The 14,602-nt window shown below is 67.1% G+C and carries 13 protein-coding genes; 3 read left to right on the forward strand and 10 right to left on the reverse strand.

What is annotated here, in order from left to right; genetic code table 11:
* Positions 1–122: 122 nt before the first annotated feature.
* On the reverse strand, positions 123–974 hold the full coding sequence (purU, locus tag AC5P5S_RS14605; protein WP_495276328.1) for a formyltetrahydrofolate deformylase: 852 nt from the start codon (positions 972–974) through the stop codon (positions 123–125).
* A gap of 114 nt (positions 975–1,088) precedes the next feature.
* Between purU and AC5P5S_RS14610 the strand changes: the two genes are divergently transcribed.
* On the forward strand, positions 1,089–2,000 hold the full coding sequence (locus AC5P5S_RS14610; protein ID WP_005407675.1) for a LysR family transcriptional regulator: 912 nt from the start codon (positions 1,089–1,091) through the stop codon (positions 1,998–2,000).
* A 3-nt stretch (positions 2,001–2,003) separates the two neighbouring features.
* Here AC5P5S_RS14610 and AC5P5S_RS14615 read toward each other — a convergent pair whose 3' ends face one another.
* The 3 genes from AC5P5S_RS14615 to AC5P5S_RS14625 all read right to left on the reverse strand — a co-directional run bounded on the left by AC5P5S_RS14615 (position 2,004) and on the right by AC5P5S_RS14625 (position 4,498).
* Positions 2,004–3,104 (reverse strand): NADH:flavin oxidoreductase/NADH oxidase, encoded by a 1,101-nt coding sequence (locus AC5P5S_RS14615; protein ID WP_005411935.1) that lies wholly within the window; start codon positions 3,102–3,104, stop codon positions 2,004–2,006.
* A 121-nt stretch (positions 3,105–3,225) separates the two neighbouring features.
* Positions 3,226–4,041: an NAD-dependent protein deacetylase gene (locus tag AC5P5S_RS14620; RefSeq protein WP_043035416.1), complete on the reverse strand. Its 816-nt coding sequence runs from the start codon at positions 4,039–4,041 to the stop codon at positions 3,226–3,228.
* 55 nt (positions 4,042–4,096) lie between these two features.
* Entirely contained in the window at positions 4,097–4,498 is a 402-nt protein-coding gene (locus AC5P5S_RS14625; RefSeq protein ID WP_005407672.1) for an acyl-CoA thioesterase, read from the reverse strand.
* A 152-nt stretch (positions 4,499–4,650) separates the two neighbouring features.
* Here AC5P5S_RS14625 and AC5P5S_RS14630 point away from each other — a divergent pair, with 152 nt between their 5' ends.
* Positions 4,651–5,286: a LysE family translocator gene (locus AC5P5S_RS14630; RefSeq protein WP_005407671.1), complete on the forward strand. Its 636-nt coding sequence runs from the start codon at positions 4,651–4,653 to the stop codon at positions 5,284–5,286.
* A 39-nt stretch (positions 5,287–5,325) separates the two neighbouring features.
* On the opposite strand, the gene AC5P5S_RS14635 is transcribed toward AC5P5S_RS14630, so the two are convergent.
* From AC5P5S_RS14635 to AC5P5S_RS14655, 5 genes are all read right to left on the reverse strand, one after another.
* Entirely contained in the window at positions 5,326–5,583 is a 258-nt protein-coding gene (locus AC5P5S_RS14635) for a hypothetical protein (RefSeq protein ID WP_005411932.1), read from the reverse strand.
* A 365-nt stretch (positions 5,584–5,948) separates the two neighbouring features.
* Positions 5,949–6,968 carry a ribonucleotide-diphosphate reductase subunit beta gene (locus AC5P5S_RS14640; RefSeq protein ID WP_005407669.1) on the reverse strand — a complete coding sequence of 340 codons (1,020 nt, stop codon included), beginning with the start codon at positions 6,966–6,968 and terminating at the stop codon, positions 5,949–5,951.
* A gap of 144 nt (positions 6,969–7,112) precedes the next feature.
* Positions 7,113–9,515 carry a ribonucleoside-diphosphate reductase subunit alpha gene (locus AC5P5S_RS14645; protein ID WP_024956224.1) on the reverse strand — a complete coding sequence of 801 codons (2,403 nt, stop codon included), beginning with the start codon at positions 9,513–9,515 and terminating at the stop codon, positions 7,113–7,115.
* Positions 9,516–10,150: 635 nt separating this feature from the next.
* Positions 10,151–11,251, reverse strand: coding sequence for a cell division protein ZapE (zapE, locus tag AC5P5S_RS14650; RefSeq protein ID WP_033836032.1), 1,101 nt, complete (start codon positions 11,249–11,251; stop codon positions 10,151–10,153).
* Positions 11,248–11,919, reverse strand: a complete 672-nt coding sequence (locus tag AC5P5S_RS14655; protein ID WP_049419240.1) for an alpha/beta hydrolase — start codon at positions 11,917–11,919, stop codon at positions 11,248–11,250. The genes zapE and AC5P5S_RS14655 overlap by 4 nt, the downstream gene beginning before the upstream one ends.
* Before the next feature lie 43 nt (positions 11,920–11,962).
* On the opposite strand from AC5P5S_RS14655, the gene AC5P5S_RS14660 reads away from it, so the two are divergent.
* On the forward strand, positions 11,963–12,820 hold the full coding sequence (locus AC5P5S_RS14660; RefSeq protein WP_049419239.1) for an EamA family transporter: 858 nt from the start codon (positions 11,963–11,965) through the stop codon (positions 12,818–12,820).
* Positions 12,821–13,121: 301 nt separating this feature from the next.
* Here AC5P5S_RS14660 and AC5P5S_RS14665 read toward each other — a convergent pair whose 3' ends face one another.
* Positions 13,122–14,567 (reverse strand): ExeM/NucH family extracellular endonuclease, encoded by a 1,446-nt coding sequence (locus tag AC5P5S_RS14665; protein WP_062606032.1) that lies wholly within the window; start codon positions 14,565–14,567, stop codon positions 13,122–13,124.
* Positions 14,568–14,602: the final 35 nt, after the last annotated feature.

Below are 14,602 nucleotides of genomic sequence, written 5' to 3' on the forward strand. Positions count from 1 at the left end.
TCGGTAGTGCCGGGCGCTGGCCGGCAACCTCGGGATCTCTGCAGTTGCCGGCCAGCGCCCGGCACTACCGGATAGCACCCGTGGTAGCGCCGGGCCATGCCCGGCGGACGCGGGATGGGCGATTACCGGAACACCACCGTGCGATGCCCATTGAGCAGGATGCGGTGCTCCACATGGCGGCGAACCGCGCGTGCCAGCACCAGCGATTCGGTATCGCTGCCCAGCCGCACCAGTTCACGCGGTGCCATCGCGTGGTCCACGCGGGCCACGTCCTGTTCGATGATCGGGCCTTCGTCCAGGTCCTCGGTGACATAGTGCGCGGTGGCGCCGATGATCTTGACCCCACGCGCGTGTGCCTGGTGGTACGGCTGCGCGCCCTTGAAGCTGGGCAGGAAGCTGTGGTGGATGTTGATCGCACGGCCGGCCAGCGCGCGGCACAGCGTGGGTGACAGGATCTGCATGTAGCGCGCCAGCACCACCAGATCGATGCGTTCGCGCTCGACCAGGTCGATGATCTGCTGCTCCTGCACCGCGCGTGTATCGGCGATCACCGGCAGGTGGTGGAACGGCACCTGGTAGGACGCCGCCAGCGGCGCAAAGTCGGCGTGGTTGGACGCCACTGCTGCGATGTCCACCTTCAGCTGGCCGCTGTGGGCGCGGAACAGCAGGTCATTGAGGCAATGCCCCTGTTTGCTGACCAGCACCAGCAGCCGGGCGCGGCGTCGGCCATCGTGCAGCTGCCAGTCCATGCCGAAGCCTTCGGCAAGCGTGGCCATGGCCGCGTGCACGGTCTCCAGCGGCAGGCCGGCATCGCAGTCGAAGTGCACGCGCAGGAAGAAGCGGCCACTCTCCTCATCGCCGAACTGCTGGGCGTCGAGGATGTTGCAGCCGTGGTCGAACAGCAGGCCGGACACGCGGTAGACGATGCCGGTGCGGTCGGGGCAGGACAGGGTAAGAATGGAATCGGGGCGCATCGCCACAGTGTAGGGCAGCGCCCTGCCCAGCGGCCGGATGATCACGGGTGCAACCGACCTGCTTGGTTCAGTACCAAGCGATACTTGGACCTTCCCGTGGCAAGCTGGTCGGTCATGAACCTGTTGCAACTGATCCGCAGCTTCACCCGCACCGCAGAGACCGGCAGTATTGCCGCCGCGGCCCGCATCCTTGGCATCAGCGCCACCGCGGTCGGCCAGAACATCAACCGGCTGGAGGCCCATCTGGGCGTACGGTTGCTGAACCGGAGTACGCGGCAGCTGGCGCTCAGCGAGGCCGGCGCGCTGTACCTGGCGCAGGTGCGCCACATCGAAGCCGACCTGGCGCGCGCGCAGGCGATGGTCACCGCCGGTGACATCGAACCGGCCGGGCCGCTGCGCATCGCCAGCAGCAGCGCCTTCGGTCGCCACGTGCTTGCCCCCTTGTTGCCTTCACTGCAGCAGCGCTACCCACAACTGCAGCTGGAGCTGCGCCTGACCGACCGCGCCGTGCAGCATGGGCCGGAAGCGGTGGATGCCAGCATCCGCATCGGGGCGCAGCTGGAGGATGGGGTGGTCGCGCGGCAGCTGGCGCGTGTTCCGTTCGTGTTCTGTGCCTCGCCGGCCTACCTGAAGGCGCACGGCACCCCGCAACAGCCTTCCGATCTGGGCGGTCATCGCGGGTTGCTGCACCGCTTCCCCACCGATGGCCGACCATTGCGCTGGGGCCTGCTGAAGGACGGCCAGCGCGTGGACGCCGCGCTGCCACCGAGCATGGTCTGCGATGACATCGATGCGCTGGCGACGCTGGCGGCGGCCGGTGCCGGCATCACCCGGCTGGCCGCATTCGTGGCCGAGCCGTACCTGCGCGAGGGCCGCCTGCAGGCGGTGTTCGACGCCGACACCGCGTGGCGCCCGGAACCGATGGAGGTCTACTTCTGCGTCAGCGACCGCCGCGATTTCACCGCCAAGATCCGCGCGCTGTTCGAACACCTTCAGGCCGGCATCGCGCCGGCCTGGCGGGTGTGAGCCTCAGCGCGTCTTGAACACGCCGCGCGCATCGCGCGGCTCGCAGCGCAGGTACTGTGGCGCCGGTTCCACGCTGTCGCGCAATGCGGCAGCGGCATGCCACGGCCAGCGCGGGTCGTAGAGGATGCCGCGCGCCAGGGCCACGGCATCGGCGTGGCGATGGCGCAGGATCGATTCGGCCTGCTCGGGCTCGGTGATCATGCCCACGGCGATGACCGGCATGCGCACCTTGGCCTTGATCGCTGCCGCGAACGGCACCTGGTAGCCCGGACCGACGGTGATCTTCTGGCGTTCGTCCAGGCCACCGCTGGAGACGTGCAGGAAATTGCAGCCGCGCGCGTCCAGCACCTGGGCCAGCGCTTCGCTCTGCACCAGATCCCAGCCGCCATCGACCCAGTCGCTGGCGGAGATGCGCACGCCCACGGCGACCTTGTCCGATACCGCCGCACGCACGGCGTCGAACACTTCCACCAGCAGGCGCAGGCGGTTCGGCAATGAGCCACCGTAGCCATCGGTGCGACGGTTGCTCAGCGGCGACAGGAACTGGTGCAGCAGATAGCCGTGGGCGGCATGCAGCTCGATCAGCTCGAAGCCGAGGCGCTCGGCACGCACCGCACTGGCGGCGAAGGCGGCGATGACCTCGGCGATGCCGGCCTCGTCCAGTTCCTGCGGCGCCGGGTCGGCGGCATGGAACGGCAGCGGCGACGGCGCCACGGTGGCCCAGCCACGTGCATCATCGGCCGGCAGCTGGCCACCGCCGTCCCAAGGGCGGTTCACCGAGGCCTTGCGACCGGCATGGCCGAGCTGGATGCCCAGCGGCATCGGCGACCAGCGGCGGACGCTGGCCAGTACCTGTGCCAACGCGGCCTCGGTGCCGTCATCCCAAAGGCCCAGGTCGGCCCAGCTGATGCGGCCACGCGGCTCGACCGCGGTGGCTTCCAGGATCAGCAGGCCGGCGCCGGATTGCGCCAGGTTGCCCAGGTGCATGGCATGCCAGTCGCTGGCGCGGCCGTCTTCGGCGGAGTACTGGCACATCGGCGCGACGACGATGCGGTTGGACAGGGTCAGGGGGCCGAACGAGATCGGCGAAAACAGCTGGCTCAAGACAGTGATGGACGACGTAGGGGATGCGTATTGCACCGCCGCACGGCTCCGGGATCAACCATCTGGATGGATCGCTGTTTCGCGGCGGCGGGTGGCCTGTAGAGTCGACTGACAGTCGACTCTACCCGGCCGATGGTTCGATAACCGACGCCAGCGCCTCAGCACAATCGCGTTCATCCTTGAACTGCAGCAGGTCGTCGGCACGGGTGCGGCCACGGTTCAGCGCCGCCACCGGCAGTCCTGCTTTGGCCGCCGCCTGCACGAAGCGGAAGCCGGAATAGACCATCAGCGACGAGCCCACCACCAGCACGGCGTCGGCCTGCTGCAGGTGCTCGTGCACCGCCTCCACCCGCTCGCGCGGCACGTTTTCGCCGAAAAACACCACGTCCGGCTTCAACACCCCGCCGCAGTGCGGGCACCCGGGTACCACGAAGCTGGAGAAATCGGTCTCCAGGTCGGCGTCGCCATCAGGCGCGACGCCGGCCTCCAGCGCATCCCAGCCGGGGTTGGCGTCCAGCAGGCGCTGCTGGAAGTCCTCGCGGCCACTGCGGCGCTCGCAGCCCATGCAGCGCACCAGGTCCAGGCGGCCATGCAGGTCGACCACGTTACGGCTGCCGGCGCGCTGGTGCAGGCCGTCCACGTTCTGGGTCAGCAGCACCTGCAGCTTGCCACGGCTTTCCAGTGCGGCCAGGGCCTGGTGGGTACCATTGGGCCGGGCCAGGCCGAAGCGCGGCCAGCCCAGCAGGCTGCGCGCCCAGTAGCGCTGGCGGGTAGCGGCCTCGCCCATGAAGGCCTGGTAGGTCACCGGTGGCGTGCGTTTCCACTGGCCGTCGCTGTCGCGGTAATCGGGAATGCCCGAGGCGGTGCTGCAGCCGGCGCCGGTCAGCACGAACAGGCGCTGGGCGCGGTCGATGAAGTCGGTCAGTGGCGGGGTCATGGCTGCCAGATGGGGGCGCCGCAGCGCCCCCGCAAGCGCCGGTCGGTTGTCCGGGTCAGGCCGCCGGCAGCGGCGGCACCGCGATCGGGTGGCCTTCCTCGTCCAGCGCGATCATCACGAAGTGGCCGCGGGTGCACAGCTTGCGCTCGCCGCTGTGCAGGTCTTCGGCGACCAGTTCCACCTCCACCTTCATCGAGCTGCGGCCGACTTCAACGATGCGGCCGATGGTTTCCACCATCTGGCCGATGCGGATCGGCAGCTTGAAGTCGACCTGGTCGCTGCGCGCGGTCACCACGGTACGGCGCGAGTAGCGGGCGGCGGCCAGGAACGCGGCCTTGTCCATCCACGCCAGTGCCTGGCCACCGAACAGGGTGCCAAGGTGGTTGGTGTGGTTGGGGAAGACGATTTCGGCCATGCGCACTTCGATGGGCGGCACGGTCTCGGGGATCGGGGTCATGGGGGAGCTTCGGTGTGGGGTGCTGCGGATTCTAAGCGACCGGCGTGACGGCCATCGGAATGCACGTGCAACGGTCACCCGGCAGCGGTGCCTGCGCAGGCCGCGCCTGCAGCAGGCGTTACACTGCGCCACGCCCACTGCCAGGACCCCCCATGCCCGCCACTTCCGATCTGCTGGCCTTTGCGCTGGTTTCGCTGGCCATGGTGCTCACGCCCGGGCCGAACATGATCTACGTCATCTCGCGCTCGATCTGCCAGGGGCCGATGGCGGGACTGATCTCGCTGGGCGGGGTGGCACTGGGCTTCGTGTTCTACATGCTGTGCGCGGCACTGGGCATCACCGCCCTGCTGATGACCGTGCCGTTCGCCTACGACGCGCTGCGCATCGGTGGCGCGCTGTACCTGCTGTACCTGGCCTGGCAGGCGCTCAAGCCCGGTGGCCGTTCGCCGTTCGCGGTGCGCGAACTGCCGCAGGACAGCCCGCGCAAGCTGTTCACGATGGGATTCCTGACCAATCTGCTGAACCCTAAAGTGGCGGTGATGTACCTGTCGCTGCTGCCGCAGTTCCTGCACCCGGACAGCGAAGGCAGCGTGCTGATGCAGTCGATCGTGCTGGGCTCCACCCAGATCCTGGTCAGCGTCAGCGTGAACGGCATGATCGCGCTGACCGCCGGCAGCATCGCCGGCTTCCTGGCCGCACGCCCCACCTGGCAGATGGTGCAGCGCTGGCTGATGGGCACGGTGCTGGCCGGACTGGCGGTGCGCATGGCGGTGGAAGGGCGGCGCTGATCGCGGCGTGCCCTCCAGGCGATACGCCCGGCCCCGTAATCAGAACAGTTCAGCGTGGTAGAAGCTCGGTTGTGCCGACCAGGCCTTGATATCGCCACATTGCGGCACGCTGGTGTAGTACAGGCGGATGGGTATGGCGGAGACCTTCGCACTCATCAGCATGGCGTAGGTTGCCTTGCAGACCTCGGGCGGCATGCTGAAGTCGCCTTTGCTGACGATGTTGCAGACCGCGTGGATGGGCGAGACGGTGGTCGCCACGAACACCTTGCCGCTGGCATCGATGGAAACGTTGGTCACCTTGGAATCGCAGTTCGTGCCATGGGCGAGGGGCGGACAGGCGACCAGGACGGCGAACAATCCTCCCGTCCACCCACGAAACACGGTCCTGCGGGTTGCTGTTCCACGCACTGCAGTCTCCATTGCGACCTCCAGGGTCCATTCAGTTGCGCCACCATGGCAGGACCACGCGCACGGGAACCCGGCGCTGGGATTGTCCACGCGTCATTCCTGCAGTGGCATCCCTTCTTCCTCCCCAGGCCCGGCATGGATGCGAAGCACCGCCACCACTGGCGTCCAGCGAGAATAGCTCATCCTTCTGATGCGCAACGAAAAACCCCGGCATTGGCCGGGGTTCTTCGTTGCAACAGGCCGGGCCGGTTCGATCAGAAATTCATGTCGAAGGCGACTTCGCCCTGCACGCCGACCTGGTAGGCCGAGACGCGGCGTTCGAAGAAGTTGGTCAGTTCCTGCACGTCCTGCAGTTCCATGAACGGCAGCGGGTTGCGCACGTTGTACTTCTTTTCCATGCCCAGCTTGGCGAAGTGCTGGTCGGCACAGTGCTGCAGGTACTGGCGCATGTCGCGGGTGGAGATGCCGGCCACGCCGCCGGACAGCACGTCCTCGGCGAACTGCACTTCGCATTCGATGGCTTCGGCCAGCATGTCGTAGACCTGCTGCTTCATCTCTTCGTCGAACAGGTCCGGTTCTTCCTCACGCACCACGCGCACCGACTCGAACGCGAACTCCATGTGCGCGCTCTCGTCGCGGAACACCCAGTTGGTGCCCGAGGCCAGGCCTGGCAGCAGGCCGCGCGAACGGAAGTAGTACACGTAGGCAAAGGCCGCGAAGAAGAACAGGCCTTCGATGCAGGCGGCGAAGCAGATCTGGTTGAGCAGGAACTGGCGGCGCTGTTCGCGGGTCTCGATGCGGGTCAGGCTCTGGATCGAGTCGATCCACTTGAAGCAGAAATCGGCCTTCTTCTTGATCGAGTCGATGTTCTCCACCGCCGAGAACGCCTTGGCGCGCTCTTCCGGATCCGGCAGGTAGTTGTCGAGCAGGGTCAGGTAGAACTGCACGTGCAGCGCTTCTTCATACAGCTGGCGCGACAGGTACATGCGCGCTTCCGGCGCATTGAGATGCTGGTACAGGTTCAGCACCAGGTTGTTGGACACGATCGAGTCGCCGGTGGCGAAGAACGCGACCAGGCGGTGGATCAGGTGGCGCTCACCCGGCGACATCTTGCTGTGCAGGTCGGTGATGTCGATCTGGAAGTTGATCTCTTCCACCGTCCAGGTGTTCTTGATCGCGTTCCGGTACATGTCATAGAACTGCGGGTAGCGCATCGGGCGCAGGGTCAGTTCAAAACCGGGATCGAGCAGCATCTGCTTGGGCTTGTCGGCCATGGGTGTTTCCTTGAATTCCTGGGTGAGCCGCCGGGCGTGGCCCGGCGCTACCGTGGGTGTTTTTCCGCAGCCGAGCATGGCTCGGCTCTACAGGTGCGAGGTGTTCGAGTGCCGACCAACGGTCGGCACCCACCGCGCGGTGTGTTACTGGCAGGCCTCGCAGGCTTCCGGGTTTTCCAGCGAGCAGGCGATGGCTTCGTCCGGGCTGAATACCTTGGCCGGGGCCGCAGCGCTCACCGTGGTCTTGGCGATCTTGGTGGCCGGGCGCGAACGCAGGTAGTAGGTGGTCTTGATGCCCTGCTTCCAGGCGTACATGTACATGGAGGACATCGCGCCGATGTTCGGGCTTTCCATGAACAGGTTGAGCGAGGCCGACTGGTCGATGAAGGCGCCACGCTCGGCGGCCATGTCGATCAGCGAACGCATCGGCAGTTCCCACGCGGTGCGGTAGACCTCGCGCAGCGTTTCCGGAATCTGCGCCACGCCGGCGATGGAACCTTCGGCCAGCTTGATGGCATCGCGCATTTCCGGCGTCCACAGGCCCAGCTTCTTCAGCTCGTTCACCAGGTAACGGTTGACCTGCAGGAAGTCACCGGACAGGGTTTCGCGCTTGAACAGGTTGGACACCTGCGGCTCGACGCACTCGTAGCAGCCGGCGATCGAGGCGATGGTCGCGGTCGGCGCAATCGCGATCATCAGCGAATTGCGCAGGCCGTGTTCCTTGATGCGGCTGCGCAGGGCGTCCCAGCGTGCGGTGTCTTCCGGCACCACGTTCCAGGCGTCGAACTGCAGTTCACCGCTGGCGGCACGGGTGTCGTTGAACGACGGGTGCTTGCCGCGTTCCTGGGCCAGCTCGCAGGAGGTTTCCAGCGCATGGAAGTAGATCGCTTCGGCAATCTTCTTCGACAGGGCGCGGGCTTCGGCGCTGTCGAACGGCAGGCGCTTGCGGAAGAACACGTCCTGCAGGCCCATGCAGCCCAGGCCGACCGGACGCCAGCGCAGGTTGGCGCGGCGGGCGGTTTCGATCGGGTAGAAGTTCAGGTCGATGACGCGGTCGAGCTGGCGCACGGCCAGGCGCACGGTCTCGGCCAGCTTCTCGAAATCGAACTCGTTGTGCTCGTCGAAGTGGTTGCCCAGGTTGATCGAACCCAGGTTGCACACCGCGGTTTCATCGTTGGAGGTGACTTCCAGGATTTCGGTGCACAGGTTGGACAGGTGGATCACGTTGCCCGGACGCAGGGTCTGGTTGCTGGCGCGGTTGCACTTGTCCTTGAAGGTCATCCAGCCGTTGCCGGTCTCGGCCAGCGTACGCATCATGCGGGCGTACAGCTTGCGGGCAGAGATGGTGCGGTTGGCCTTGCCCTGGGCTTCGGCCTGCAGGTAGGCGGCCTCGAAGGCTTCGCCGAACAGGTCGGTGAACTCCGGCACGACGCGCGGATCGAACAGCGACCATTCCTGGTCGGCTTCGACACGCTTCATGAACAGGTCCGGCACCCAGTTGGCCAGGTTCAGGTTGTGCGCGCGGCGGGCTTCGTCACCGGTGTTGTCACGCAGCTCGAGGAAGTCCTCGATGTCGGCGTGCCAGGTTTCCAGGTACACGCAGGCCGCGCCCTTGCGCTTGCCACCCTGGTTCACTGCGGCCACGGACGAATCCATGGTCTTCAGCCACGGCACGATGCCGTTGGAGTGGCCGTTGGTCGACTTGATGAGCGAACCACGCGAACGCACGCGGGTGTAGCTGACGCCGATGCCGCCGGAGAACTTCGACAGCTGGGCGATGTCGCCGTACTTGGAGTAGATCGACTCCAGCGAGTCCTGCGGCGAGTCCAGCAGGAAGCACGAGGACAGCTGCTCGTGGGTGGTGCCGGAATTGAACAGGGTCGGGCTGGACGGCAGGTAGTCCAGGTTGCCCATGCGCTTGTACAGCGCCAGGGTCTCGGACACGTCCTCACTCAGCGCGCTGGCGATGCGCAGGAAGAACTGCTGCGGGGTCTCGATCACCTTGCGGGTGTGCGGGTGGCGCAGCAGGTAACGGTCGTACAGGGTACGCAGGCCGAAGTAATCGAAGTTCAGGTCCAGCGAGATGTCGATGGCATCGTTGAGCTTGCGCGCGTTGGTCTGCACGAAGTTCAGCAGGCGGTCGTTGATCAGACCGACTTCATGGCCACGGCTGACCGACTGCGAGAAGGCGTAGATTTCCTGGCCCGAGACTTCCTTGGCAATGTAGTTGGCCAGCAGGCGCGCAGCCAGGCGGCCGTACTCGGGCTCTTCACCGATCAGCAGGGCGGCGGTGCGGATGGACAGTTCGTCCAGCTCGCGGGTGGTGGCGCCGTTGTACAGGCCGGAAATGGTGCGGGTGGCCACGCGCATCGGATCGACGGCGTGCAGGCCTTCGGAGGAACGCTGCACCGCGCGCACGATCTTGTTCAGGTCCACCAGTTCGGTCGTGCCATTGCGCTTGGTCACACTCATCGCGTTGGCCGTCGGCGGCGACGTCAACAGGAATTCGCTTTCCTTCTCGATGGTGGCGCTGGATTCGGTGGTCACGGCGTGTGTCCTCTTGGCGTGATTGGTGGGTGCTCGATGCATCGGGTGACGCAGCCCGGGACATGACAGCCCAGGATGGCAGGACGGCGTCGCAGCGGATGAGACCCTGCGCCTGCCACTGCCGTTGACGATCGCGGATGGGTACCCGGGCATCCCTGGAATTGGGGTTGCTGCGACCGACGGCCACAAGATAGTGGGGGTGATGGGGCCCGTCAACGCCAAATGTAGTGAAATTCGGCAATCCCTTGCGCCGCAAGGATCGTGCCACCGGCGTCCGGATCAGACGCTTCAGACCTGCCGGAACGGGCTGCGCAGTCAAGCCCGAAAGACGTCATTGCGGTGGTACAACGCACCGCGAAAACGGAACAATGACAGCTTCACATGACAGTGATGAAACTGGCTAGGGACAACCCTGTGGATAGGTGGTGGGCAGCCGGTGGGAATCCGGTGGACGCCGGGATCACCCGCCGGGCAGCGACCCGAGGCTGCATGTGTCGGCCAGGCCGGAGGAGCGGCCGCAGGGAAACGCCGTTGCGCCCTCCTTCCCCCGATCATTGCCGGCCAGCGGCCGGCACTACCGGAATCCCAGGGGGGTCGTGCCGGCCGCTGGCCGGCAACGTACGCCCGCAGGCCCCTCACGCCCGGTGTGGGGTACCCAGGTACTCGGCGCTCTGCATTTCGATCAGGCGCGAGGCGGTACGTTCGAAAGCGCCCTGCAGGCGCTGGCCGGTGTACAGCTCGACCGGCGAGGTGCTGGCGGTGCAGACCAGGTTGACGTGGCGGTCGTACAGCTCGTCGATCAGGTTGACGAAGCGGCGCGCGGCATCTTCGTTCAGGCGGTCGAAGGCGGGAATGCCGCCCAGCAGCACCGTGTTGAACTCGTGCGCGATCTCGATGTAATCCGAGGGCCCGCGCGGGCCTTCGCACAGCGCGGCGAAATCGAACCAGGCAATGCTCTTGCCGCGGCCACGCACCGGGATCTTGCGGCCCTCGATCTCGATGTTGCCGGGCTTGGCCGGCTGGCCGCCGCTCAGCTCGTTCCAGCGCGTGGCCAGCCACTCATCGCTGTCGGCCGCCAGCGGTGCGCGGTATACCGGCGAGCGGGTCAGCGCGCGCATGCGGTAATCCTCGGTACCTTCGGCATACAGCTCGACGCAGAAGCGCTGCAGCAGGCCAATGGCCGGCAGGAAGCTCTCGCGCTGCAGGCCGTTGAGGTACAGGTTCTCCACTGCGGTGTTGGAGGTGGTGACCAGGGTCACGCCCTCGGCGAACAGGCGCTCCAGCAGCCGCGCCAGCAGCATCGCATCGCCGATGTCGGTGACGAAGAACTCGTCCAGCACCAGCACGCGCAGGTTGCTGCGCCATTCCTGGGCGATCTTCGCCAGCGGGTCGCTCTGGCCCTGGTGCTCGCGCAGGCGCTCGTGGACGCTGCGCATGAAGCGGTGGAAGTGGGTGCGGTACTTCTGCTTGATCGGCAGCCCGTCGTAGAACAGATCAACCAGGAAGGTCTTGCCGCGGCCGACGCCGCCCCAGAAGTACAGGCCCTTGACCGGCTCGGGCTTCTTCCAGAACGAGGACAGGCGGTCCAGCCAACCGTCCTCGGCACTGTCCAGCAGGCCCAGGTGGATGCGGTCCAGCTCGGCCAGCGCCGCATGCTGGGCCGGGTCGTTCTGCCAGTCGCCACGGGCAACCCCTTCCGCGTACCGCTGCGACGGGGTCAGCTCGGTTGCACTCATGCCGCCGCGCCCAGCCAGTGCTTCACGCCGTGGGTCAGCGCGCCGCGCAGGTCGATCAGCTTGCGGTGGAAGAAGTGGCTGGTCTCGGGCATGCGCACCAGCTCATGCGGGAAATCCAGCGAGTCCAGCCACTGGTAGACAGCCTGCGGGTCGACGATCTCGTCCTGCTCGCCCTGGATCACCAGCCAGCGGGCCGGCGGGGCGATGCCATCGAAGTCCCAGCGGCCGGCCGGCGGCGCGATCGAGATCAGCGCTTCCGGCTGCAACTCGGCCGCGGCCTTCAGTGAAACGAACGCGCCGAAGCTGAAACCGGCCAGCCACAGGCGGTCGTCCGGACGCTGGCTGCGCACCCAGGCGGCGACGGCCTTCAGGTCGTCCTGCTCGCCCACGCCATGGTCGAACTCACCGGCCGAACCACCCACGCTGCGGAAGTTGAAGCGCACCGTGGCGATGCCCAGCTCGCGCAGGGTGGTGGCGGTCATGGTGACCACCTTGTTGTGCAGGGTGCCACCCTCGGTGGACAGCGGATGGCAGACGATGGCCACGATCGGCTGCACCGGCACATCGGCCTTGGGCAGGTCGACGACCACTTCCAGCGGGCCGGCCGGGCCGTCCAGTTCGAGGCAGGCGGTTTCGCCGGGGGCGACGGGGAATGAGTGCTTGTGCATGGCACCATGATACCGTCCCCCGCCCCTGCCCTGTGCCCGTCCCATGCTCTACCTGTCTTTGGCCGTGATCTGCAGCGTGCTGGTTTCGGTGTTGTTGAAGGTGGCCGGACGCCGCCAGCTGGATGTTTCGCAGATGGTCACCTGGAACTATCTGGTGGCGGCAACGCTCACCGCCGTGGTACTGCAGCCGCCGCTGGATGCGCTGCGCGCGCCGCACGCGCCGTGGCTGTCATTGCTGGCGCTGGCGGTGGTGCTGCCCTCGATTTTCCTGGTGCTGGGCCGCGCGGTGGCGGTGGCCGGCATCGTCCGCAGCGACGTGGCGCAGCGGCTGTCGCTGCTGCTGTCATTGGCGGCCGCCTTCCTGTTCTTCGGCCAGACTGCCACGCCGTGGAAGCTGGCCGGGCTCGGCCTGGGCCTGCTGGCGATGGTGGCCATCAGCCTGCGCCCGCGCGGCCCGGCGGTGGCGTCCTCGCCCGGTGGCTGGGGCTGGCTGCTGGCGGTATGGGCCGGCTTCGCGGTGGTGGACGTGCTGCTCAAGCAGGTGGCGCTGTCCGGCACGCCCTCGATGGCGGCGGTGCTGGCCAGCTTCAGCGTGGCCTTCGTGCTGATGCTGGCGTTGCAGCTGTGGCGGCACGCCAGTGGCCGCAGCCGGTTGGCCTGGCGCAACCTCGGCGCAGGTGCGCTGCTGGGCCTGCTCAATGGCGGCAACATCCTCTTCTATGTGCACGCTCACCAGTCGATGCCGGACAGCCCGGCCACCGTGTTCGCCGGCATGAACATCGGCGTGGTGGTGCTGGGCGCGCTGGTAGGCGTGTTCGCCTTCGGCGAGGCCACCACGAAGTGGAACCGCGCCGGCCTGGCGCTGGCGGTGCTGGCGATCGGGTTGATCGCCTGGGGGTGAGCGTTGGTTGCGGCGGGCCATTTCCGCGCCCGCGGTGGGATGTCACTTTTCTTTTCGCGCGAAAAGAAAAGTAACCAAAAGAAGCGCGCCGCCAGCCGCGAGCCGGTGCTGTGCACCGGTACCCTGCGCTTCTCGATGAACCAGGGGACGGCGCCGAACTCGCTGCGCTCAAACATCGGCGCCTCTTCGCCCCTGATTCACCTGCGATGCTCGGCTCGCTTGAAGACGGACTGGAAGATCAAAAGCAACGGCAGGATCCGTGCCGATCAAGGTCCCTCCCAGAGCAGATCCCCGCCGAACCTTATTTGTCGAAACCCAGCAGCAGCGGGTCGTGGTCGGAGCTGCGCCACGGGCCCTGCACGTTGCGGTCCTGGTAGCCGCTGGCATCCTGCTCGTCGGCGTTGCTGTGCCACTCGGCGGCACCGCGCAGGCGCTTGGCCATGCCCGGGCTCAACAGCGCGTGGTCGAGGCGGCCGGTATAGCCGTTGTAGACGTAGCTGTAGGGATGCTCGACCTTGGCGACCTTGAACGCGTCCTGCCAGCCCAGGTCATGCAGGGTGCGGATCGGGTCTTCCATCGCGTAGGCATTGAAATCGCCGAGCAGCACCGCGTCCTTTGCACCGGTACCGGTCGGGTCGGTCTGCAGCCAGGCGTGCAGCTGCTGCGCCGAGGTCACGCGGGTGGCGTTCCAGCAGCCCTGGTTGTCGTTGTGGTCGGCGTCGGCACCGGCGGCGTCGCGGCAGCCCTTCGACTTGAAGTGGTTGGCCACCACCACGAACGGCGCGCCCTGCTTGCCCTGGAAGGCCTGCGCCAGCGGCACGCGGCTGTGCTCGACGAACGGGCCACCGGTCAGCGTGGCCGGCTTGCCCAGCGGCTGCAGGCGGCTGCTGCGGTAGATGATGCCAACCCGGATCGGATTGTCGCCGGGGCCGTTGCCGGCATCGACGAAGCGCCAGTCGCCCTGCGCGCCACGGTCGCGGTTGAGTGCGTCGACCAGTTCGGCAATGGCCGACTGCGGACCATAGCCATCGTTCTCCAGTTCCATCAGCGCGGCGACATCGGCGCCCAGCGCGTTGACCGTGGTGACCAGCTTGGCCACCTGCGCCTTGTGCTCGTCCAGCGTGCGCGCACCACGCAGGGTCGGGAAGCCACCGCCCTGGCCATCACCATTGAAGAAGTTCTCCAGGTTGAAGGCCGCCACGTGCAGGCTGCCCGGCACGGTCGGCACCGCCGGACGCTTCAGCTCCGGCAGCTTCAGCACGCCTTCGACCTGCAGGCGCGGATGGCCCTGTGCGTCCACGCGCACGATGCCCTGCACATCGCGCAGCTGCATGCCGGTGCGCAGCACCGGGTGGGCCGGCAGGTAGGCCACGCTGGCCGGGTCGCGGGCATCGCTGCCGTCGTCCAGCACCAGCCGGCGGCGCTGGTTGTCGGCCATCACCTGCTCGTAGCCGGCAGTACCCGGCGCGGCCACTTCGGTGGGCTGCCAGAGACGGCCATCGAAGGCCACGGTGAGCTGGCCAAAGCGCTCAAGGCCGTCGGTACCGGCCAGGGTGAGCGGTGCGGCGATGCGCACGCGCTGGCCATCCAGCACACGCCAGTCGGCCGGCGCGGCGGTCAGCACCACGGTGGCGCTGCTGCGCGCGGCCGAGGGCGACGCGACCGGTGCGGCCTGCGGCTGGGCCTGGGCAAAGGCGCCGGCCGGCAGCAGCAGGGACAGGGCAAGGGCGAGGGAACGGCGGCGCATCAACGGGCGACTCCATGGAAGAGGCGCACAGACTA

This window comes from Stenotrophomonas sp. YJH_SMC_54, from assembly GCF_059368435.1.